The organism is Streptosporangium sp. NPDC087985, assembly GCF_044741965.1.
GTDB lineage: Bacteria > Actinomycetota > Actinomycetes > Streptosporangiales > Streptosporangiaceae > Streptosporangium.
In genome coordinates this window covers 18,939-40,472 of record NZ_JBIUTQ010000029.1, presented here as the reverse complement: position 1 = coordinate 40,472, position 21,534 = coordinate 18,939, and the positions used below count along the sequence as shown (strand labels likewise).

Sequence of the window (21,534 nt, the reverse complement as noted above, 5' to 3'; positions counted from 1 at the left end):
CCGGAGATGCATGTTGTCCCGCTCAAGTACCCGCTGACCGTAAGGAACGGCGGCGCACAGAATAATTGCCGCATTTCTCCTATTGTCCGCAGCTTGACATCTACCTATGGACGCCACGGATCTTTATTCTCTCAGGCAACCGAGGAGATGACACATGAGCGACGCGGCCCGGCGGCCACTGGCACAGCTGGATACGAGCGTGCCGAACGTCGCCCGGATGAACGATTACTTCCTCGGCGGCAAGGACAACTTCGCGGCCGACCGTCAGGCCGCGGAGGAGGTTCTCGCCGTCGCTCCGGAGATCAGGACGATAGCGAAAGAGAGCCAGGCCTTCCTCTGCCGGGCGGTGCGCTATCTCGTCGAGCAGGGCATCACCCAGTTCCTCACCATCGGCTCGACGCTCCCCACCCGGAACAACGTCCACCAGATGGCCCAGGCGCTCGAACCCAGTGCCCGCGTGGTCTACGCCGCCGACGATCCGGTCGTCCTCTCCCACGCTCTGGCACTCCTGGCCACGGACCCCCGTACCGCCGCCATCAGGGGCGACGTGCTCCACCCCGACGAACTGCTCGCCGATCCCGAACTGCGGCGGCTTCTCGACCTGGAGCAACCGGTCGCCATCATGATCACCTCCACGCTCCAGTTCATCCCGGACGAGGACGACCCGTTCAAGAGCGTGGCCCTGCTACGCGACGCGGTGCCGGTCGGCAGCCACCTCGTCATCACCCACGTCGTCTTCGACACGCGTCCCGAGAAGGCGGGACCCCTCGTCGACATCTACCGCAAGGTCCTCAGCCGGAGCGAGGACGCCTCACGCACGCGTCAGCAGGTGCTGCGCTTCTTCGACGGGCTGGAGCTCGTCGATCCCGGTCTCGTCTACCTCCGGCAGTGGCGGCCCGACAACCCACTCGCCGCCCGCCGTCCCGAGAAGGCGTGGAGCGTGGCCGGGGTCGCCCGCAAGACCGACGGCTAACAGGTGGCCCATGGCCCCGAGCCGCACCGGTCACAGGTCTCGCCCTCCGAAGACGCGGGAGGCGAGGGAGAAGGGACGCCTGCGGCAGGGCGCCCCTTCGGCCGGTCATGTGGTGGTCACTTCGGCAGAAGGACCGTGTCGACGAGATAGACGGTGGCGTTGGAGGTCTGCAGGTTGCCGCAGAGGACCTTGGCGTCGTTGACGGTGTAGTCCTCGCCGGAACCCTTGACTGTCAGCGTGCCGCCGCCGAGCGTGTTGAGCGTCCCCTGACTCAGGTCGGCCGGGGCCTTTCTCCCCTCGACGACGTGGTTCTGGAGAACCTTGGTCAGTTGCGCCTTGTCCCCCAGGATCTTGTCGAGGGTCTTCCCCGGGATCTTGGCGAACGCCTTGTCGGTGGGCGCGAACACCGTGAGGTCCTTGGCCGAGTTCAGCGTATCGGTCAGCCCCGCCTTGTGAACGGCCTTGGCCAGAATGGACAGTTCGGGGTTGCTGGAGAGCGCGGTGCCGACCGGCTCCGTGGCCATGCTGCTGGGGCTTCCCGGACCGGAGGTGGGCAGCGAGGAGCAGCCGGGACCGAACGGTACGGTCGCCGCCCCAGGCGACTCGGAGGTCGTCTCGGTGGGCGACTCGGAGGTCGTCTCGGTGGGCGATTCGGAAGTCATCTCGGTGGGCGATTCGGAGGTCATGTCGGTGGGCACCGGCGTGGGGGAGACCCGGAGGAGGGTGCTCGTTGTGGCCGCCTGGGCAGCGGCCGGTACCGCGGCCAGGGCCAGCACGGTCAGAGCCGAGGCGAGAAGAGACTTCTTCACAGTGATCTCCTTGGGTGGGCGGATGAGCCCTCCGGGATCCATCGGCCGGGTCCTGAGAAACTCATCGATCTTTCCGTAGATCAATGCCCTCCAATGTCATGTTAAATGCCCCATGAGGTGACTCTTGACCACATATCTCCCTACGTAACAATCGACTCCACCGGCTCAGAGATGGACTTCCGTCAGTCCCGATCGGCCGGTACGGCGTCGGCCGCACACCGGCCGGAGACCGGGAGCGGCCGGCCGGGGAAGGGGCGGGCGCGACGTCCCATCCGTGCTCACCTCCGCCGCACGGCCTAAACCGGCCGCACCGTGATCTCCCCGCCGAGCTGGAACCCCCCGGACAGCCGGAGGTCGTCGCCGCTCCAGAACCGGCCCGGGTCGTACCAGTTCGGCCGGCGGCCGATGGGGAGCAGCCCCATCGCCTCGTAGGTGACGGCGACGACCTCCGCGCAGTAGGCGCTCTCCAGGGCGCTCTGCTCGGCACCTCGCTTCAGGATCTTCGGGACCCGGCCGCGGATCCACCGCCCGGCGAGCCGCGCCGTGGACGGGAACGGGGTGCCGTCCAGCCGGGCGACGGTGCGCAGGACCGCGTCCTCCATCTCCCGGGTGGCCTGAGGTTCGAGCTGACGCAGCCAGCCGCGCTGGCCGTACCTGGTGGCCCACACGCGGACCGCCTCGCGCAGGTCGTGCAGCTGGACCCCGCGCTGGTGGGTCCCCGACCACAGGTCGGGCAGCGACCGGCCGAGCTCGGCGTGCCACATCATCGGGGGCATGTCGTCGAGGACGACGGACATGCCGACGTGGTTGACGGGACTGTTGGTCACGGTCTGGATGGCTCGGTCGGGTACGGTGCGGCCACGGAACAGCCACACATCACCTGTGCGGGTCAGATCGACCGCCTCGTCGAGGCTGATGCTCTCACCGGACATCTCTGTAGCCTAGGCACATGCGGTGGTGGAAGATACTGGGCCTGGCAGGTGTCGCGGGCGTGGCGGCGACCGGAGTGGTGATCGCCAGGGCGGAACGGCGGCGGCAGGCCTACACCCCGGACGAGATCCGGATCCGGCTCCGTGCCCGCCTGCGGGAAGCCTCGGAGAACGGCCTGCGACCGCCGGACGGCGGTGAACGTACCCGTCCGCTCTGAACGTTCACGGGGCTTCGGCGCGTGCCTCCTCAATCCGGGGTGGCCGGTCAGGGCCGCCCTCCGCCGGGTCCCAATCGGCGGGCAACGGGTCCGGGACCGGGCAGGTACTGGCGACCGGCAGGAACTCGCCCCGTTCCGCGGAGGCGGTGACGGCCAGCATCACGTCCAGGACGTGCAGGCCCAGCTCTCCCGTGGCGCGGTGCGGCCGACCGGCGCGGATGGCCCGGGCCATGTCGAGCACGCCCAGCCCTCGGCCCGCGGTGGCCCCCTCCGTGGGGACGGTGACCCAGTCGTCGGCGAGGGTCCGGCGCAGACGCACCTCACCGTCGAAGGTGTTGGGGTCGGGCACCTCCATGGTCGCCTCGGTGCCGGTGATCTCGATGGACCCCGCGCGGCGCAGCGGCGAGTCGAAGCTGAACACCATCGTGGCGGCCTGGCCGGCGGCGAACTCCACGAGCGCGGTGGTGTGGGTGGGGACCTCCACGGGGAACCGGACCCCGCTCCTGGGCCCCGAGCCGATGACCCGTTCCTCACGGGCGCGGCGGGCGACCGCGGCCACCCGCCGGGCCGGGCCGAACAGCGCCACCAGGGCGGTCAGGTAGTAGGGGCCCATGTCGAACAGCGGCCCTGCGCCGCGCTGGTACAGGAACTCCGGGCTGTGGTGCCACGACTCGGGGCCCGGGGTCTGCATCAGGGTCAGAGCGGTCAGCGGGGTGCCGATGGCGCCTTCGGCGACGAGCCGGGCCGCGGTCTGCAGGCCGGCGCCGAGGAAGGTGTCGGGGGCACAGCCGACGCGCACCCCCGCCGCGGCGGCGGCCTCGACCACCTCAGCACCGGACTCCGTGTCCAGCGCGAACGGCTTCTCGTTGTAGACGTGGCGGCCGGCCTCGATCGCCGCACCGGCCACCGCCGCGTGCGCGGAAGGGATCGTGAGGTTGACGACCAGTTCGACGTCGGGATGGGCGATCGCCTCCGCCGGAGCGCCGGCCAGCGGCACGCCGTAGCGCTCCGCGACCTCCCGGGCGCGGGCGACGTCGAGGTCCGCGCACGCCACCACCCGCAGGTCGGGGAAGGCGGTGAGGTTGCGCAGATACTGGTGGCTGATGGTGCCGCAGCCGACGACGGCCACCCCGACCGGGTCCGTCACGGGCTCACCCGCCCGGTCTCGACGAGGCCGGTGAGGTAGGCGTGGCTGTCGGCCAGTGCCTCGACCATGTCGGTGGCGCAGTGGTCCAGCTCCACGATCCGTACCGCTTCCGGCGCGGCGGCCAGGGCCTCCAGGATCGGCACCTCGCCCGAGCCCACCGCCGTCATCGGTCCCTCCTTCGTCGCCGGCCCGTCCTTGACGTGCAGGTAGCGCACCCGTTCACCCAGCCGGGCCAGCAGGGCGGACGGGTCGGCCCCGCCGGTCGCCGCCCAGTAGACGTCCACCTCCAGCAGCACCTCGGGGTCCAGCAGCTGCTCCAGTGCCTCCAGCGCCGGGCGACCGTCCACCTGTTGTTCCAGCTCCCACCAGTGGTTGTGGTATCCCAGCCGCAGGCCGTGGTCGGCCGCCTCGCGGGCCGCCTCGTTGAGGGCTCGGGCCGCCCGCTCCAGGCCGTCCCGGTCGGCGAACCACTCCGCGGGGGCGGCCGGCACGATGACCGCGTCCGCTCCGATCCGCACCGCCGCGGCGAGCGCCGTCGCGCGGTGTTCCCCGAGCAGCGGGGCGTGCACGCTGCACACCCGCAGACCGGTCTCCTCCAGGTCGGCGGCGAGCCCGTCGGGGTCCAGGTGCGCGTCGTAGGGCTCGACGGCCCCGTAACCGATCTCGGCGATGCGGCGCAGCACGGCGCGGCGGTCGACGGCCGTCTGCTCACGGACGGAGTACAGCTGGACGGCGAGTGGGCTCATCACATACCTCCAGGGAGAGGAGCCTCCGGGGCCTCTGGCCTCGGAGGGGAAGCCGGCCTGATGGTCCCTTCGGCGTTCCGGCGCGCCGTCACCGTCGTCGCCACGCGGTGGTCCTGAGGGGGCCGCCGATGGAGATCTCAATTCAGTCGATGAGATCATAATCCGCCCCCTGCTGCGAGGTCACCCCACGACAGCAGATTTGTTTGGACATCCGCACATATTGCCTGTCAAGCTGGGCCGGCGGAGCGCCTCGTCACCTCCGGTCACGCCGGCCGGTCTTCGGCGGAGGGACGCCGGGCACGCCGGAGGGGCAGTCGAGTTGAGCGCTGTGTTATGCCAGTTTGAGGGGAGACAACGTTCGCCCGGGTGACATGAGGAGACAGCGATGACGCACGACCGCGCGGGACAGCCCGCCCAGCCATCCGACCTGGTTGACGTGGCCCGCCTGGTGACCGCCTACTACGCCCTGCACCCCGATCCCGGGGAGGTCGGCCAGCGGGTGGCGTTCGGGACCTCGGGACATCGGGGCTCGTCGCTGAACGTCGCGTTCAACGAGGATCACATCCTCGCCACCAGTCAGGCCATCGTGGAGTACCGCGCGGCGCAGGGGGTGGACGGCCCGCTGTTCCTCGGCGCGGACACCCACGCGCTCTCCGAACCCGCCCGGGTGTCGGCACTGGAGGTGTTCGCCGGCAACGGCGTGCAGGTCCTGATCGACAGCCGTGACGGCTACACCCCGACTCCGGCGGTCTCCCACGCGATCCTCGTCCACAACCGCGGGCGCGCGACGGGACAGGCCGACGGCGTGGTGGTGACCCCCTCGCACAACCCGCCCGGCGACGGCGGTTTCAAGTACAACCCGCCGAACGGCGGCCCGGCCGGCACCGAGGCCACCTCGTGGATCCAGGACCGGGCCAACGCGCTGATCGCGGACGGGCTCAAGGAGGTCAGGCGGCTTCCCTACGGCAGGGCGCTGACCGCCGACACGACCGGCCGCCACGACTTCCTCGGCGCCTACGTGGACGACCTGCCGTCGGTGCTGGACCTCGACGCGATCCGGGAGGCGGGGGTGCGCATCGGCGCCGATCCGCTGGGCGGGGCGAGCGTGGCCTACTGGGGGGAGATCGCCGAGCGGCACCGGCTGGACCTGACGGTGGTGAACCCGCTGACCGACCCGACGTGGCGGTTCATGACGCTGGACTGGGACGGCAAGATCCGGATGGACTGCTCGTCGCCGTACGCCATGGCCTCCCTCATCGCCAACCGCGGCGCGTTCGACGTCTCCACGGGCAACGACGCCGACGCCGACCGGCACGGCATCGTCACCCTCGACGGGGGGCTGCTGAACCCCAACCACTACCTCGCTGTGGCGATCTCCTATCTCTACTCCCACCGGCCGGACTGGCCGGCGGACGCCGGGATCGGCAAGACGATGGTGAGCAGCAGCATGATCGACCGGGTTGCGGGCGACCTGGGCAGACGGCTGATGGAGGTACCCGTCGGGTTCAAGTGGTTCGTTCCGGGGCTGCTCGACGGCTCGCTCGGTTTCGGCGGCGAGGAGAGCGCGGGAGCGTCGTTCCTGCGCCGCGACGGCTCGGTGTGGACCACCGACAAGGACGGCATCATCCTGGCGCTGCTGGCCTCGGAGATCATCGCGACCACCGGCCGCTCGCCGAGCGAGCACTACGGGGATCTGGTGTCCAGGTTCGGCGATCCGGCCTACGCCCGGGTCGACGCCCCCGCGACCCGGGAGCAGAAGGCGGTGCTCGCCAGGCTCTCGGCCGAGCAGGTCACCGCCGAGACGCTCGCCGGCGAGCCGATCAGGCAGGTGCTCACCTCGGCGCCCGGCAACGGGGCGGCCCTCGGCGGAGTCAAGGTCAGCACGGACAGCGCCTGGTTCGCCGCCCGGCCCTCCGGCACGGAGGACGTGTACAAGATCTACGCCGAGTCCTTCAGGGGGCCCGGGCACCTCGCCGAGGTGCAGGAGGCTGCCAGGGACCTGGTGTCGGAGTCGCTCGGCTGATCGTGGGGCGCCGCCGGACGGCGCCCCCCGTCAGGTGAACCTCCGCCGCCGGCTCAGCCCCGCCTCCACCAGCGGACGCCGGCCCAGAGAGCGGCCGCGCCACCGAACACGGTGGCCAGGACATACGCCGCGGAGATCGTCGTGTCACTGAGGTAGCCGTTGCCGCCGATGAGCACCGCCATGATCACCATGCTCAGCAGGCAGACGCCCACCCCTGCCGCGAGGCCGATCCCGGCCGCTCTCACCAGGCGCGCGAGACCTTCTGGCCGCTTACGGAGCAGGACCAGGAGGGACCTCAGCCGCTCGGCGACCAGCGCGGGATCGTCATCGACCTGGCCGGCGACGAGCTCGGCCGGCTCCCGGCCCGGGCCGGGCTCTCCCAGGCAGATCCACCGGCGGCCATCGAGGAAGACCGTCGCCTCTCCCGCCCCGGGAAATCTCAGCCAGAGGAAGGGCGCGCCCTCGGGAAACTCCCCGCGCCCGTGGCGGATGACCGGGGCGTGCGCGTCGAGCGCCGCCCCCAGAGCCCGCAGCGCCCGCTCCTCCCTCACGTCACCCACGACAACCTCCCCTCTCATATTCGTACCGCGCCGGGCGGCGGTTGCGACAGGGCAGGCCGTCCGGAAACGCGGAAGAAGGAGGTGTCTTCCCCGGCGTACCGCTTTACTCCCCCGGTCGCACGCCCAGGGCAGGTGCCAGTTCGGCGAGCTGGGCGATGCCCTCGGACAGGTCGGAGGAGAGCGGCTGGATGGCGACGTGGTCCGCCCCGGCGTTGAGATGCGCGACGATCCGGCCGGCGACGGCCTCCACGTCCCCCCACGCGACGATCGCGTCCACCAGCCGGTCGCTGCCGCCGTCGGCGAAGTCCCCGTCCTCGTAGCCGAGGTGGCGCAGGTTGTTGACGTAGTTCGGCAGCCTCAGGTAGCCGGCCATGTGCGCGCGGGCGATCTCCCTGGCCACGGCCGGGTCATGCTCCAGGACGACGGCCTGCTCGGGGGCGAGGATCGGGGCCGGGCCGAGGATCTCACGGGCGAGCACGGTGTGCTCCGGCGGCACGAAGTAGGGGTGGGCGCCGTCCGCCTTGTCCCGGGCGAGCTCCAGCATCCGGGGCCGCAGCGCGGCCAGCAGCCTGGGCATGGGCGGGTTGTCGGGGAACGGCAGGTCACGCGCGGCGGTGTCCATCGCGTCGAGATAGGCGCTCATCGCGGCGAGGGGATGGGCGTAGTCGTGACCGCGCCGGGAGACGAGGGGCGCGTGGCTGACCCCGATGCCCAGCACGAACCGCCCCGGGTACGCCTCGCCGAGCGTCCTCTCCCCCGCCGCCATGGCGGTCGCGTCCCGTGCCCAGATATTGGCGATACCGGTGCCGACCGAGATCCGCTCCGTGGCCGCGAGCAAGATCCCCGCGGAGCTGAACGCCTCCCTGGTCCCCGATCCCTCGCCGAACCACAGCGTGCCGTAGCCGAGCTCCTCGATCTCGGCCGCGGCCCGCCGTACGGCTGAGGCCGGCTCCCGGCCCAGCAGAGGATGCCACACCCCGATCCGTCCGATGCTCATCGCGGTCTCCGATCAAGCTCGACTCAACGGTTCGATTGTCGCCAGACACTATACGTTACCGGAAGGTGACGGTCGGTTGTCACCCATTGGGCATGAACGGCAAAATGGAACTTGAACCACACATTTCCCCCATTCAATTCACTATTTCCAACATCGTGACAAGCTGGACAGGAGAGAGAGGGACTCTCGCCTGCGGGCCGGAGGTGGCCGTGCGGACCGAACGCGAGGGGGACCCGCAGCCGGAACGGCCTCCCACGGATGTCACAGGGGACGGCGCGGCTGCACAGGATGACGGCGCGCCGGGGTCCGCGCGGAGTCGCCGCCCACCGATGTGCCCGAGAACACAGGGGGAAGACCGTGAAAGCTCTCGTCTACGAAGGACCACTAGACGTCAAGATCAAGGATGTCCCCGACGCGAGGATCGAGAAACCGACCGATGTCCTGGTGAGGATCACCACCACCAATATCTGCGGGTCCGACCTGCACATGTACGAAGGCAGGACCGACATGGAGTCGGGCCGGGTGCTCGGTCACGAGAACCTCGGTGAGGTCATCGAGATCGGTCAGGCCGTCGACCGGGTGAAGATCGGAGATCTGGTGTGTCTCCCGTTCAACATCTCGTGCGGCTTCTGCGAGAACTGCGAACGCGGCCTCTTCTCGTACTGCCTGACCACCAACCCGGAGCCGCGGATGGCCGGCGCCGCGTACGGCTTCGCCGACATGGGGCCCTACAGCGGCGGGCAGGCGGAACTGCTCCGCGTACCCTACGGCGACCACAACTGCCTCATCCTGCCGCCCGAGGCCCGGGACAACCAGGCCGACTACGTCATGCTCTCCGACATCTTCCCCACCGGCTGGCACTCCACCGAGCTCGCCGGCCTGCTACCTGGGGAGACCATCGCCATCTACGGCGCCGGCCCGGTCGGGCTCATGGCGGCCCTCTCGGCGAACATCAAGGGCGCGAGCAAGATCATGGTCGTCGACCGCCACCCCGACCGGCTCGCACTCGTCGAGAAGTTCGGCGGGATCCCCATCGACGACTCCAAGGGGTCGCCGGTCGACCAGATCCTGGAACACACCGGCGGGCTGGGCGCCCACCGGGGAGCCGAGTGCGTGGGCTACCAGGCCCATGACCCCCAGGGCCACGAGCACCCGAACATGACCCTGAACAACCTCGTGAACTCCGTCCGCTACGCCGGCTCCATCGGAGTCGTCGGGGTCTTCATCCCGCAGGACCCCGGCAGCCCCGACGACCTGTACCGGAAGGGCGAGGTCGTCTTCGACTACGGCATGTTCTGGTTCAAGGGCCAGAGCATGGGCACGGGCCAGTGCCCGGTCAAGCGGTACAACCGCAAGCTGCTCAACCTCATCCGGGAGGGGAGGGCCAAGCCGTCGCAGATCGTCTCGCACGAGCTCTCGCTCGACCAGGCCCCCGAGGGGTACTCGCACTTCGACAAGCGCGACATGGGCTGGACGAAGGTCGTCCTCCATCCCGACGGGCACCGCTGACCCGAGGCCCGGACCGGACCGCGATCCCGCCGGAAGGGCTCCCGCGGCCCGGCCCGCCCGCTACCACCCCGCGACCGGGGCGCCACCGGGATGCCGCCGTACGGCCGACAGGGCATTGAGGCGTACGCGGACGGGTGCCTCGCCGGGCGGCTCGGGCAGCGTCAGCGGTCCCCGGCCGGGCGTGATCGTGCCGAGCACCCGCGGTCCGGCGGCGCCCGTGCAGCCGGGCACCGTCGCCGGCAGCCCGTGCGCCGTCATCCAGCCGAGCAGCGAGAAGGCGATCGCCTCCTTGGCGTCGGCGGGGACGCCGAACTCGTCACTCGGCAAAATGTGCGCCTGCCCGGCCCGTGCGCGCAGCATGTCCATCAGGACCGGGTTCCGCACCCCGCCGCCCGACACGATCACCGTGTCGAGCCGGTGCCGCCGGATCTCCGCGGCCACGGTCTCGGCTGTCAGCGCGGTCAGGGTCGCCACCAGGTCGGCGAGGGCCAGCCCGTACGGCGAGGCGACCCTGGCCAGGTAGCCGGGGTGGAAGAGTTCCTTGCCGGTGGTCTTCGGCGGGAGGGCCTGGTAGTAGGGCTCCGCCAGCAGCTCCCGCAGGAGTCCCTCGTGGATCCGCCCGGCCGCGGCGAGCCGGCCGTCCTCGTCGTACGGCCTGCCCGTGGCGGCCGACACCGCGGCGTCCAGCAGCGCCGACGCCGGGCCCGTGTCGTAGGCGATCCCGAGCCCGCCGACGGTCAGGTTGGCGATGCCGCCCAGGTTGAGCGCGCCGCCGCGGCCCGGCAGGTCGGCCAGGAGCAGCAGGTCGAAGAAGGAGACCAGCGGCGCGCCCTGGCCGCCCGCGCTGACATCGCGCACGCGAAGATCGGAGACCACCGGAACGCCGGTCCGTTCGGCGATCCAGGCGGGCTGGCCGAGCTGCAGGGTGCCCCGCACCCTGCCGTCTTCCACCCAGTGGTACAGCGTCTGCCCGTGCGAGCAGACGAGATCGGCCGGGCCTGCCGCCTCGGCCGCGTCGGCGAACGCCTGGCCGATCAGCGTGTCGAGGCGGCACACCTCGGCCATGTCGATCGGGTTCGGCGGCAGCGCGGCGACGATCCGCGCCCGGAGCCCGGGGTCGTACGGCCGCTCGCCGGTGTGCTCGACGACCCCGGCCAGCACACCGTCCCTCATCGACCAGTCCACGACCGCGCTGTCGATCCCGTCATGGGAGGTCCCCGAGATCAGTCCGAGCACCCGCACGCCTTCTCCTCGCAGGAAACTTTCACAGGAACATAATTTTAAGGAGATTATCTGCAGACGGAGTGCGGGTGGCATCCCGGTCTCCGGTCACCCGCCACGGACCTCCTGCGGGCGACTCCCCCTACACGCGGCGGCCCTGGCTCGGCGGGCTCTGCCGGTTGACCCGGTCGACGGCCGTCACGTAGTAGTACGCGCCCTTGGCGCCCGCCGGGTCGACCCAGATCAGGTGCCGTTCGGCGGGGACGACCGCGACCAGGTTGCGGGCGTCGGTGAAGTCCTCGGGACCGGCGGGCCGGTCGAGCCGGAAGATCGCGTACTGGAACGGGGTCTCATTACCCGTGGCGACGATGCGCAGCTCGGCGCCCCCGTCCACCCGGCGCGCCCAGGTGAGCACCGGGCGGCGTGGGGCGTTGCCGCCGGCGAGCCTGGGCAGCAGCGGGCCGAGAGCGGGACGCGTGTAGTGGTCGGTCACGACGGTGGTGACCGAGCCGAGCCGGTCCTCGCGGACGTCGCCCGAGTTGTACCAGATGTCGCCGCCGACCTCCGGGTGGTTCCGGTTGAGGGTCAGGTGCCTGGTGAGCTCGTCCGGCTGGAACCACTCGGCGGGCTGCCCGGCCGCCCCCGCCTTGTAGGCCGCCTGGCCGATCCAGAGCTCCGTGCCGGTGCCCGCCGCCACGTCGGACCACCAGGGGACCAGCTTGGCGTAGTCGGCGTTCGACTGGCCGATGTACCAGTAGAGCTGCGGCGCGATGTAGTCCAGCCAGCCCTTCTTGACCCAGCCCCGGGTGTCGGCGTGCAGGCTGTCGTAGGACTGGCCGCCGCTGGTCTCCGAGCCGAGAGGGTCGGTGGCCTTGTTGCGCCAGATGCCGGACGGGCTGATGCCCCAGGCGACCTCCGGCTTGGCCTGCCGTACCCGCTGCTGCATCTCCTGCACGAGCAGGTCCACGTTGTGGCGCCGCCAGGCCGCGAGGTCGGAGAAGCCCTGGCCGTACGTGGCGTAGGCCGCGCTGTCGTCGAACTCGGTGGTGTTGACCGGGTAGAAGTAGTCGTCGAAGTGCAGGCCGTCGATGTCGTAGCGGGTGACCGCGTCCATCATCGCGTCCTGCACGAACGCCCGGACCTCGGGAATTCCGGGGTTGTAGTAGAGCTTGCCTCCGTAGGAGACGATCCAGTCGGGGTGCTTGCGGCCCGGGTGGTCCGGGTGCAGCTTGGCCCGGTCGGACTGCATCGAAACGCGGTAGGGGTTGAACCACGCGTGGAACGTCAGGCCCCGCCTGTGTGTCTCCTCGACCAGGAACGCCAGCGGGTCGTAGCCGGGGTCCTGGCCCTGGGTACCGGTCAGATACTGCGACCAGGGCTCGAAGTTCGAGGGCCAGAAGGCGTCGGCGGTCGGCCGGATCTGCACGAACATCGAGTTCAGCTTGCGGGCCTGCGCCAGCTCAAGCCAGGAGAGATATTCGGCCTTCTGCTGGTCGGCGGTCAGCCCGGTCCTCGACGGCCAGTTGATGTTGACAACCGAGGCGATCCACATGCCGCGCATCTGGCGCAGCGGCGGCACGTACGCGGCGGCCGGAGAAGAGGCGAAAGCGGAGGAGGTGAAGGCGGAGGAGGCGAAGGCGGGCAGGGGCACGGCGGTCGCCGCGGCGGCGAGGGCGAGGCCGCGCAGGAGGGTGCGTCTGGTAGGTGAGCTCATGCGGACTCCAAGGGGGGTGTTTCGCCCCTGGCCGTCCCCGGCCGTCCGAGGCCATGAGGCCGCGGGGCCGGAAAGCCACGGGCCGAAAGCCGTCGAACGGGCAGGGAAGTGATCAGGAGGGGTCACGGGGGTCTCGACGGCGAGACTGGCAGAAATCTACCTTCAAGGCAATGATGGTGAAAGAAAGTGTCATTGATGTGTAACCTGCCGGAAGACGTCTCCGGTGAGAAGGTGCCGCCCATGTCCCACAGCAGTCCTCATCTGTCCCGGCTGGCCATGACCGTGCTCCAGCCCGGATTCGACGGCATCACGCCGCCCGACTGGCTGCGCCGGGCGCTCGCCGAGGGCCTCGGCGGCACCGTGCTGTTCGCCCGCAACCTCGCGGGCCGGGCGCAGACGGCCGAACTCGTCGCCGGGCTGCGCCGGGAGAACCCGGCCGTGGTGGTCGCGGTGGACGAGGAGGGCGGGGCGGTCACCCGGCTGGAGGCCAGTACCGGCAGTTCCTGGCCGGGCAACCGGGCGCTCGGCGTGGCCGACGACATCGGGCGCACCGAGCGGGTCGCCCGCGAGATCGGTCTCCTCCTCGCCGCCGCCGACATCACCCTGGACTACGCCCCCGTGGTGGACGTCAACGCCAACCCGGCCAACCCGGTGATCGGCATCCGTTCCTTCGGCCCCGACCCCGAGCTCGTCTCCCGCCACGGCACGGCCTGGATCACAGGCCTGCAGAGTACCGGCGTGGCTGCCTGCGCCAAGCACTTCCCCGGCCACGGAGACACCGTCACCGACTCCCACCACGCGCTGCCCACCGTGCACGCCTCCCCGGAGCTCCTCCGGGAGCGCGACCTGCCACCGTTCCGCGCGGCGGTGCGGGCCGGAGTCCAGGCCGTGATGTGCGGCCACCTGCTGGTGCCCTCGCTCGATCCGGACAACCCGGCGACGCTGAGCAGAAGGATCCTGACCGGTCTGCTCCGTGAGGAGCTGGGCTTCGGCGGGCTGCTGGTCACCGACGCGATCGAGATGCGCGCCGTCGCCGCCCTTCACCCGCCGGGCGAGATCGCCGTCCGCGCGCTGGCCGCGGGGGTGGACGCGATCTGCGTCGGCGCCTCCTCCCCGGACGGGGAGAGCGTCTACGCGCTGCGCGACGCGATCGTGACGGCCGTGCACGACGGGAGGCTGCCGGAGGAACGCCTCGCCGAGGCGGCGGCCCGCGTGCTTGCCCTGGCCGGCTGGCACGCCGAGAACACCGCGCGGGCGCCGCGGGACGCCGGGGAAGCCGGGGATCTCGGCCTGCAGGCCGCCCGCGCGGCGATGCGGGTGGTCGTCTCGGACGGTCGCCCCTCCCCCGCGCTCTCGCGGCCGCCGCTGGTCGTCGACATCGCCCCGCGGCTGAACCCGGCGGTCGACCCCTCCGTCCCCACCGGGATCCTCGGCGCCCTGACCGAGCTGCTGCCGGGCACCGTCGGGCATACCGTCACCGCCGAGACGGCCGAGCTCCCCGACCTCTCCGACGACGGGCGCCCGCTCGTCCTGGTGGTGCACGACGCCCCGCGCCACGCGTGGGTCCGCGACCTGCTGGCACGGGCCGTCCGGCTGCGCCCCGACGCGATCGTGATCGAGACCGGTCTGCCGGGCGAGTCCATCGGGGCGGTCTATATCGCCACATACGGTATTTCGCGAGTTTCGGCCCGCGCCGCCGCTCTCTGGCTGACCAGTGGCCAATAGGCTTGGTTTCGACAGAAAAGGTGTCCACATGAACGACCACGACGGTCCCACCCCGGGGAACCTGGTGGCCACGGTTAGGGCGGTCCTGCCCTCTCTCACCCCCGCGGCGCAGGCCATCGCCCGGCTCATCCTCGACGACCCGGCGATGGTGGCGCGCAGCACCATCACCGAGTTCAGCGCGGTCTCCGGGACGAGTGAGGCCACAATCGTGCGCACCGCCAGAGCCCTGGGCTTCGCCGGCTACTCACAGCTGCGCTTCGCCCTGGCCGCAGCGGTGGCCCGGGAGAGGCCCGAACGGCTCGTCCCCGGCGACCTGGGCCCCGACGACCCGCTCACCGACGTGATCGCGAAGGTGACCCGGGCCGAGTCCGAGGCGCTGGCCGACACCGCCGCGCAGCTCAACCCCGACCGGCTGGGCGCGGTCGTCGAGGCCATGGTCGCCGCCCGCCGGGTGGACGTCCACGGCGTCGGCGCCTCCGGCCTCGTGGCCGTCGACATGGCGCAGAAGCTGATGCGGATCGGCCGGTCCAGCCATGCCTTCACCGACGCGCACATGGCGCTGACCAGCGCGGCCCTGATCGGGCAGGGCGACGTCACGGTGGGGGTGAGCTGCACCGGCGAGACCCCCGACGTGCTCGCACCCATGCACATCGCGCGCAAGGGGGGCGCGACCACGGTGGCGATCACCAACAATCCGCGCTCCTCGCTGGCCGAGCTCGCCGACCACGTCCTGGTCTCGGCCGGCCGGGAGACCGCGTTCCGGCCCGGCGCGCTGGCCAGCCGGATCAGTCAGCTCCTGATCGTGGACTGCATCTTCGTCGGCATCGCCCAGCGCACGTTCGAGACCTCGGACGCGGCGCTGCGGGCCACCCGGGGCGCGCTCGACGAGTTCATGACGGACACCCGCCGCCGGAACAGGTAACCGCCCCGGACACGGACCCACGCCGCCGCGAGCAGCGCCTGCGGCCCGAGCAGCTTCCTGGCGTTGCGGGTGTTTACTCACCACGTTCTGCGGCGGCTTTTCGGTGTTGTGGCGGTCCGCGCCGGCGACCGATGCGTAGACCAGGTGCCGCTCAGAGACCGATGATCTGTACGCGGCCACCGCACAGCCTGGCCATGTCGTCGATGTCCGAGGTGACGATCGCCACCGGACCAGGCTGGCGCAGTGCGGCCTCTGCGACGGTTGCGTCGATCGCGTACTTGCGACCGTGCAGACCCGTGGCTTTGAGCAACTCCGCCGATGCCTTCGCCGCTTCTTCGGTCACCGGCTCGACTCTGACCCGAGACAACGTCCAGCGCAGCCGGGGCACGTTCACTCGTGCGTGACTCACTTCGACGATGGTATTGGCGCTGACGACGAGATCGGCCGCCGTTTCGTGGAACACCTGCAACATCGCGAGAAGCTTGCGGTCTTGGGCAATCCAGGCGGACAGCCCCTGAGAGTCCAAGACGACGGTCTCGAAGCGCTCGGTCACGCGACGTCCGTCTGCCCAACGGAAGCGAGGGCCGCACCCACCCTTCCCGAACGGAGACTTCGTGGAGCAGCGAGCAGCCGAGGTCGGCGACTGGTGGATCCGGCTGCTGCTGGGCGGCGCCCATTAGACGGCCCGGCGTTACCCGGGCCGGTGGTGAAGCATGGCGGCCACGCCCTCGTCGCTGGCGTCGTAGACGGCGCCCCGCACCACGGCGACCGGGGCGCCGTGCTGGTCGGCGCGGCCGTCGGAGTCAGCGATGACCACCGCGACGTCCACACCGGCGTAGACGGTCAGCGCGTCCCGCAGAGCGCAGGCGGACGCGTCCGGGTCCTCCGGCAGTGTTCTCCGAAAGCGAGGCCGAGGTCTACCTCACCGCGGGCTTCCGGGCGCGCGATGAGCCGGTGAAGGACGAACGGACGCAGCACCAGACGGGACACCACCGCGAGCGGTTCGTCGACGGTCGCCGGGACGGGCCGCTGCCGGATCCCGCTGACCCGGTCCCCATCGGGTTCGGCCAGGTCGACGATCCCGAACGAGCCGATGTCGGCGCGGTCGATCAGCTGGGCGGCGATGACGAAGTCCGCTCCCCACCCGGCCTACTCGCGCATGGCGGCCACGGCGCCGGATGCGCCGTCGGTATCAGCAGGCCGGCGGCGAGGAGCTGCTCGGCGACCAGTTCGCCGGTGCTGACCATGCGGCGCAACCAGGTGGCGGCCGACGCTGGCAGGCTGTGTACGGCCCCGGATCGGTAGTCGACCAGGAGACCAGGACCGGGCCGAGGTCGGCCGCGGTCACGTGGGCCGGTGCGGTCACGTACTGCGGTGAGCCGCCCCTCCTTTGTCAGGCAAGGACACCGCTGCGAGCAGCGAGACCGCGCAGTTCGGGCGCAGTGCGTCCGGACACCAGCAGACCGGAGATGAGAGACTTCACCGCCGGGCGTGCATGAGTTTCCTCGGGGGCATGATGCTCGGCCGTCAGGAGCGCACGTACGCATTCCTCACGGCGGCCCAACTGTCCGAAGGCCGCAGCGATGTCGGTGTAGTAGCGGGAGCGGCGCTCCACGCTGGGCAGGCTCTGCGGCGCGATCGCGCGGGCGGCGCTCAAGGCAGCGGCGGGATCTCCAGCGGAGTTCTCCGCCGAGATGAGATGCAGTTGGACGGTGATCGGGCTGAAACCACCGCCGTGGTCGCGCAGCATGGTGCTACCACCGAGTTCGGTGGCGATGGCGGCTGCCTCGTCGGTGAGTTGCCGCATTCCCTTACGATCACCGCTACGGGCAGCGGTGTAGGCCGCAGACTGGATCAGCAGGCCGCGCTCAGCGGCACCGGCCCGTCCAGCGCTGCGCAGACCGGGGTCGTCAGCGGCGGCCAGCGCGATCGACATCGCCTGATCGTTCCAGCCAGCCTTTCGGGCCAGCACCGCGAGGTTCCGCGCGGCCTCCGCCACCGTGAGCACATCGTCGCCGGCCTCGGCCAGCTGGCGTGCACGGTCGGCAGCCATCCAACCGAGCTGCTGCTCGTCGAGCTTGACGAGCATCCGGGTCGCCAAAACGTAGCTTTGCGCGAGGAGCGCGTGATCCGTCCCGCCACCGCTGAGCACGTGTCCTACACAGATCAGCCGGGGCAGACGCACGGCGAGGCTGCCGTAGCGGCAGGTATGGAAGTCGGTGAGCGCGCGTGAGAGTTCCGCGGGCAGCTGCTCGGGCGGCAGGTCCCCTAGGTTGCTGCCCAAACCGAGCAGGGTGTAGCTCGTTTTCAGGGACTGGTTGACCTGGGACGTTGAAGGTCTGGTCATAGGCAAGGTCGTCTTCTACCGTGCGGGGTGGAGGCGATCGCGATGAGCTCGTTGCTGGAGGAACGGGCCCGGCGGCAGGCGGCGGCCTGGGAACGGGCCGAGGCGATCCGGGAGCAGATCGAGCACCTGCGGGAGCGGTTGGCGGCCGAGGAGGAACTGCTGTCTCGGCTGGTGATCACACGGGAGACGGTGGCGGAGATCCTGGACCAGGCGGCTGGTCCGGTAGAGCAGCCGTCCGGCGGCGTCGCGGTGGACGGCCCCCAGCGCGTGGACGAGGCGGAGGGGGCGGCCCCGGACTCGGGCACCTCGCCGATCGGGGTGATGACGGTGCTGCGGTGGCGGCCGGGCCTGGGCGCATCGGTGTTGCCTCGGACCTACCAGGATGTGCTGGAGGTACTGGTCGATGCCGGTGGCGCGATGCGGGCCAAAAAGATCGTGGCGGCGTTGGGGCTGCCGGTGCGGGCGGCCAAGGTCGAGGGCCTGCGCTCGAAGCTGAAGCGGATGGCGGAGCGGGGCTGGCTGAGCGAGGACGCCCCCGGCCTGTTCGTGGTGACCGAGCAGGTGGCCGCCCAGCTCACCCGGTAGAACATCTCCGGTAGCCCGGGGTGACATCACCCCCTCCTCACCGGCGGGGTGATTACCCGAGGGCTCCTCCGCCGTCAGGTTCGAAGGTGCGACCCTGCCCGAACCCGCCGGAGGAAGAGCCCGTGATGGAACCGTACGACACCGCCGTGCCGGCTGACTGCTTTGCGTCCGCGCAGAACACCTTCAACTGTCTGATCGGACAGCTCGCCGACCCCGCGACCGAGACGCTCACCCATGACCTTGTGGAGGAGATGCTCGCCGAGCGGGGACGTGAGCTGCTGCGCCTGCTGCTGCAGGCCCACCTGGCCCTGCGGGCGGAGCGTGAGCGCCAGGCGGCGATCACGGCCCGTGCGGCGGGGAAGGCCAGCGGGGTGGCCGGCGCCGGCCAGGTGGTGCGCCGCCGGCTGGAAGCAGGCCATCACCGGCTGCTGTCCACGCTCTTCGGGACGGTGACCGTCACGCGATGCGCCTGGCGCGCCCCGGGCATGCCGAATGTGTATCCGGCCGATGCGGCGTTGTCGTTGCCGGGGGGACGGCATAGCCATGGGCTGGCCCGCCTGGCGGTGGCCGAGGCGGTGCGCGGGTCGTTCGACGCGGCCAAGAGCGCGATCACCGCCCGGTGCGGGCCGGTGATCGGCAAACGGCGGCTCGAAGAGGCGGTGGTGGCCGCCGCGGCCGATATCGATGCCTTCTACCAGCAGCGGATCCCGCTGCCGCGCACTTCTGAGGAGTTGCTGGTCATCTCGATCGACGGCAAGGGCGTGGTGATGCGCCCGGAGGCGTTGCGGCCCGGCACCGCCCGGGCCGCCGCTCGCGCCCGGCCCCGGTTCCGCACCCGCCTGGCCGCCGGGGAGAAGTCCTACCGCAAGCGCATGGCCACTCTGGGCGTGGTCTACGACGCCGAGCCCGCACCCCGACGCGGCCATGATGTGATCGCCGTTCCCGGCGGACGGCACGGCCATCGGCCACTGCGACCCGGACCCAAGGCCCGCGGCAAGTGGCTGTGCGGGTCGGTGTCCGCCGACCCCGACGAGGTGATCGGATCGGTGTTCGACCAGGCCGAGGCCCGCGACCCGGCCCATGCGCGGACCTGGGTGGTTCTGGTCGACGGCGCCCGCCATCAGCTCGACCTCATTCATGCCGAGGCCGAGCGCCGCGGTGTGCGGATCAACGTCGTCATCGATGTGATCCACGTGCTGGAGTATCTGTGGAAGGCGGCGTGGTGCCTGCACACGGGCGGTGATCCGGCCGCTGAGGACTGGGTCGCCACTCATGCGCTCGCCGTGCTGGCCGGTCACGTCGATGAAACCGTGGCCGGTATCGACGCTCAAGCCGGCGCCGTCGGCCTGGCCCGCGATCGCCGCGGCGGCGTGGAGACCTGCATCCGCTATCTGAAGGGCAACGCCGCGTTCTTGCGCTATGACCGGGCCCTGGCGGCCGGCTGGCCGATCGCCACCGGCGTTATCGAGGGGGCCTGCCGCCATCTGATCGGCGACCGCCTCGACATCACCGGTGCCCGTTGGGGCCTGCCCGGCGCCGAGGCCGTCCTCACGCTCCGGGCCATGATCGCGAACGGTGACTTCGATGCCTACTGGCGCTTCCATCTCGCTCAAGAGCACCTCCGGGTTCACCAGACCCGCTACCAGGACAAACTCGGTTTCACCGCCTGATCAATCGAATCCCTGAGAAAGAGCTGCACCCTACTCAAATAGCGCGCAGGCCCCGGTCGGCGAAGGCGATCAGCCACTCGAAGCTCTCGTCGATGTCGGCGCTCCACTGGAAGCCGTTGGCCACCTGCAACGTGGCGAAGCCGTGCCAGAGGCTGCGGAGCATGCGCAGGGCGTGGTCCATGTCGCACTCTGCGATCTCGTAGCCGCGCAGGACCGCCGTGAACGCGCCGAGCAGCCGCCGGCCCGCGGTGGCCAGCGGATCGTCCGGGCCGGACGGTTCCACGCCGATCGTCGCGGCGTACCGGCCGGGGTGCGCCAGGACGAAGGTGTGGAAGGCGCGCGCCGCGGCCGCCAGGGCGTCGCGGCCCGCGTACCCCTGGATCGCGCCGCCGACAGCGTCGGCGGCCTCGCCCAGCGCCAAGGCCGCGATGCGCCGGTTGAGGTCTTCCTGGCCGCTCACGTGCTTGTACAGGGACGGGGTACGCACGCCCACCCGCTCGGCCAGCAAACCCATCGTCAGGTTGGCGAGGCCCACCTCGTCGGCGAGGGCGGCACCGGCCGCGACCACGGCCGCCGGGTCCAGGCCGACCCTAGGCACGAGCGGCGTCCGAGCGAAGGAAGGCGAGCATGAGCGAAACCACCTGGTCGGGGAACTGGTCGTGCGGGTAGTGCCCGGCGCCCTCGATCATCTCAAGGCGACCGAGACCGGACGGCAGGGCATCGACGATCGCCGAACCCTCGGCGTGCGGGTCGGCCCAGTCGGGGTCGAGCGTGCCCATCACGACCAGGACCGGGCAGCGGACGTTGCCGAGCTGCGCGCCGGCGTCGGTCGGGGCGCTGCGGCCCATGCCCTGCATGGCCTTCATCCGGCCAGGCTCGCGCAGCAGGGAGTCGATGCGGCCGAGCCGCTCGGCCCAGTGAGCCGGTTTCACGCCGGGGTAGGCCACGTCGAGGTACGAGCGCCAGAGCGGCACGCTGCCGAACGCGGCCGTGCCGAGCAGCCGCAGTATGCCCTGCCGGAAGCGCCTCACCCGCAGGTCGCCGAGGCTGATCGACTGCTTGCGGGTGAACGGCGCCAACTCGACGACCGCGGTGATCAGCGAGGGCTCCCGCGCCGCGGCGATGGTGGCGGCGCCGCCGGAGACCGAGTGGCCGACGAGCACGGCCGGGCCGCCCAGGTGGCGGATCACGGCGAGCAGGTCGCCGGCGATGTCGGTGCGGCTCCAGGCCGGCCAGCCGACGCTGGACTCGCCGCAGCCGCGCAGATCGACCGCGGCGACCCGATAGCCCGCCGCCACCAGCGGCGGGATCACCGCACGGTACGCGGCGCGGCTGTCGCCCATGCCGTGTGCGAGAACGATCAGCGGGCCGGACCCCGCCACCTCGTAAGCGATCGTGCCGCCGTCGACGGCAAGGTACTCGGTCACGACATCCTCCAG

Annotated in this window: 22 protein-coding genes; 9 read left to right on the top strand and 13 right to left on the bottom strand. The window is 70.9% G+C overall.

Going from position 1 to position 21,534, the window contains the following annotated elements:
- The first annotated feature begins 154 nt into the window (after positions 1-154).
- Positions 155-973: an SAM-dependent methyltransferase gene (locus ACIN94_RS30875; RefSeq protein ID WP_400713856.1), complete on the top strand. Its 819-nt coding sequence runs from the start codon at positions 155-157 to the stop codon at positions 971-973.
- 116 nt (positions 974-1,089) lie between these two features.
- On the opposite strand, the gene ACIN94_RS30870 is transcribed toward ACIN94_RS30875, so the two are convergent.
- On the bottom strand, positions 1,090-1,782 hold the full coding sequence (locus ACIN94_RS30870; RefSeq protein WP_400713853.1) for a fasciclin domain-containing protein: 693 nt from the start codon (positions 1,780-1,782) through the stop codon (positions 1,090-1,092).
- 296 nt (positions 1,783-2,078) lie between these two features.
- Positions 2,079-2,714 carry a hypothetical protein gene (locus tag ACIN94_RS30865; protein WP_400713851.1) on the bottom strand — a complete coding sequence of 212 codons (636 nt, stop codon included), beginning with the start codon at positions 2,712-2,714 and terminating at the stop codon, positions 2,079-2,081.
- Positions 2,715-2,731: 17 nt separating this feature from the next.
- Between ACIN94_RS30865 and ACIN94_RS30860 the strand changes: the two genes are divergently transcribed.
- Complete coding sequence (locus ACIN94_RS30860) at positions 2,732-2,929, top strand: hypothetical protein (RefSeq protein ID WP_400713848.1); 198 nt, start codon at positions 2,732-2,734, stop codon at positions 2,927-2,929.
- 4 nt (positions 2,930-2,933) lie between these two features.
- Here ACIN94_RS30860 and ACIN94_RS30855 read toward each other — a convergent pair whose 3' ends face one another.
- Both ACIN94_RS30855 and ACIN94_RS30850 read right to left on the bottom strand, forming a co-directional pair.
- Positions 2,934-4,076: a Gfo/Idh/MocA family protein gene (locus ACIN94_RS30855; RefSeq protein WP_400713845.1), complete on the bottom strand. Its 1,143-nt coding sequence runs from the start codon at positions 4,074-4,076 to the stop codon at positions 2,934-2,936.
- Positions 4,073-4,822 (bottom strand): sugar phosphate isomerase/epimerase family protein, encoded by a 750-nt coding sequence (locus ACIN94_RS30850; protein ID WP_400713842.1) that lies wholly within the window; start codon positions 4,820-4,822, stop codon positions 4,073-4,075. Before ACIN94_RS30850 ends, ACIN94_RS30855 begins: the two co-directional genes overlap by 4 nt.
- Before the next feature lie 385 nt (positions 4,823-5,207).
- Between ACIN94_RS30850 and pgm the strand changes: the two genes are divergently transcribed.
- Entirely contained in the window at positions 5,208-6,845 is a 1,638-nt protein-coding gene (gene pgm / locus ACIN94_RS30845) for a phosphoglucomutase (alpha-D-glucose-1,6-bisphosphate-dependent) (RefSeq protein ID WP_400713839.1), read from the top strand.
- A 53-nt stretch (positions 6,846-6,898) separates the two neighbouring features.
- Here pgm and ACIN94_RS30840 read toward each other — a convergent pair whose 3' ends face one another.
- Both ACIN94_RS30840 and ACIN94_RS30835 read right to left on the bottom strand, forming a co-directional pair.
- Positions 6,899-7,405: a hypothetical protein gene (locus tag ACIN94_RS30840; protein WP_400713836.1), complete on the bottom strand. Its 507-nt coding sequence runs from the start codon at positions 7,403-7,405 to the stop codon at positions 6,899-6,901.
- 103 nt (positions 7,406-7,508) lie between these two features.
- Positions 7,509-8,402 carry an LLM class F420-dependent oxidoreductase gene (locus tag ACIN94_RS30835; protein WP_400713833.1) on the bottom strand — a complete coding sequence of 298 codons (894 nt, stop codon included), beginning with the start codon at positions 8,400-8,402 and terminating at the stop codon, positions 7,509-7,511.
- Between the two features lie 357 nt (positions 8,403-8,759).
- Here ACIN94_RS30835 and ACIN94_RS30830 point away from each other — a divergent pair, with 357 nt between their 5' ends.
- Positions 8,760-9,911, top strand: a complete 1,152-nt coding sequence (locus ACIN94_RS30830; protein WP_400713830.1) for a glutathione-independent formaldehyde dehydrogenase — start codon at positions 8,760-8,762, stop codon at positions 9,909-9,911.
- 60 nt (positions 9,912-9,971) lie between these two features.
- Here ACIN94_RS30830 and ACIN94_RS30825 read toward each other — a convergent pair whose 3' ends face one another.
- Both ACIN94_RS30825 and ACIN94_RS30820 read right to left on the bottom strand, forming a co-directional pair.
- A complete protein-coding gene (locus ACIN94_RS30825) occupies positions 9,972-11,153 on the bottom strand; it encodes an anhydro-N-acetylmuramic acid kinase (RefSeq protein WP_400713827.1) in 1,182 nt (393 codons plus the stop codon).
- Between the two features lie 121 nt (positions 11,154-11,274).
- Positions 11,275-12,846, bottom strand: coding sequence for a glycoside hydrolase family 10 protein (locus ACIN94_RS30820; RefSeq protein WP_400713824.1), 1,572 nt, complete (start codon positions 12,844-12,846; stop codon positions 11,275-11,277).
- 195 nt (positions 12,847-13,041) lie between these two features.
- Here ACIN94_RS30820 and ACIN94_RS30815 point away from each other — a divergent pair, with 195 nt between their 5' ends.
- Positions 13,042-14,571 (top strand): glycoside hydrolase family 3 protein, encoded by a 1,530-nt coding sequence (locus ACIN94_RS30815; protein WP_400713821.1) that lies wholly within the window; start codon positions 13,042-13,044, stop codon positions 14,569-14,571.
- Positions 14,572-14,599: 28 nt separating this feature from the next.
- On the top strand, positions 14,600-15,493 hold the full coding sequence (locus ACIN94_RS30810; RefSeq protein WP_400713818.1) for a MurR/RpiR family transcriptional regulator: 894 nt from the start codon (positions 14,600-14,602) through the stop codon (positions 15,491-15,493).
- Between the two features lie 151 nt (positions 15,494-15,644).
- Here ACIN94_RS30810 and ACIN94_RS30805 read toward each other — a convergent pair whose 3' ends face one another.
- Together ACIN94_RS30805 and ACIN94_RS30800 are read right to left on the bottom strand one after the other, a co-directional pair.
- On the bottom strand, positions 15,645-16,046 hold the full coding sequence (locus tag ACIN94_RS30805; RefSeq protein WP_400713815.1) for a PIN domain-containing protein: 402 nt from the start codon (positions 16,044-16,046) through the stop codon (positions 15,645-15,647).
- 138 nt (positions 16,047-16,184) lie between these two features.
- Positions 16,185-16,340: a hypothetical protein gene (locus ACIN94_RS30800; protein WP_400713892.1), complete on the bottom strand. Its 156-nt coding sequence runs from the start codon at positions 16,338-16,340 to the stop codon at positions 16,185-16,187.
- 44 nt (positions 16,341-16,384) lie between these two features.
- Here ACIN94_RS30800 and ACIN94_RS30795 point away from each other — a divergent pair, with 44 nt between their 5' ends.
- Positions 16,385-16,798 (top strand): hypothetical protein, encoded by a 414-nt coding sequence (locus tag ACIN94_RS30795; protein WP_400713812.1) that lies wholly within the window; start codon positions 16,385-16,387, stop codon positions 16,796-16,798.
- Between the two features lie 88 nt (positions 16,799-16,886).
- Here the strand turns inward: ACIN94_RS30795 and ACIN94_RS30790 are convergent, their stop codons facing one another.
- Positions 16,887-17,840, bottom strand: coding sequence for a hypothetical protein (locus tag ACIN94_RS30790; protein ID WP_400713809.1), 954 nt, complete (start codon positions 17,838-17,840; stop codon positions 16,887-16,889).
- Between the two features lie 42 nt (positions 17,841-17,882).
- Here ACIN94_RS30790 and ACIN94_RS30785 point away from each other — a divergent pair, with 42 nt between their 5' ends.
- Together ACIN94_RS30785 and ACIN94_RS30780 are read left to right on the top strand one after the other, a co-directional pair.
- A complete protein-coding gene (locus ACIN94_RS30785; protein ID WP_400713806.1) occupies positions 17,883-18,425 on the top strand; it encodes a hypothetical protein in 543 nt (180 codons plus the stop codon).
- A 125-nt stretch (positions 18,426-18,550) separates the two neighbouring features.
- Positions 18,551-20,095: an ISKra4 family transposase gene (locus ACIN94_RS30780; protein WP_400713803.1), complete on the top strand. Its 1,545-nt coding sequence runs from the start codon at positions 18,551-18,553 to the stop codon at positions 20,093-20,095.
- A 34-nt stretch (positions 20,096-20,129) separates the two neighbouring features.
- On the opposite strand, the gene ACIN94_RS30775 is transcribed toward ACIN94_RS30780, so the two are convergent.
- Positions 20,130-20,693, bottom strand: a complete 564-nt coding sequence (locus ACIN94_RS30775) for a TetR/AcrR family transcriptional regulator (RefSeq protein WP_400713800.1) — start codon at positions 20,691-20,693, stop codon at positions 20,130-20,132.
- The gene (locus tag ACIN94_RS30770) at positions 20,686-21,522 is read right to left on the bottom strand and encodes an alpha/beta fold hydrolase (RefSeq protein WP_400713797.1); all 837 of its coding nucleotides are present in this window, start codon (positions 21,520-21,522) and stop codon (positions 20,686-20,688) included. Before ACIN94_RS30770 ends, ACIN94_RS30775 begins: the two co-directional genes overlap by 8 nt.
- Between the last annotated feature and the right edge of the window lie 12 nt (positions 21,523-21,534).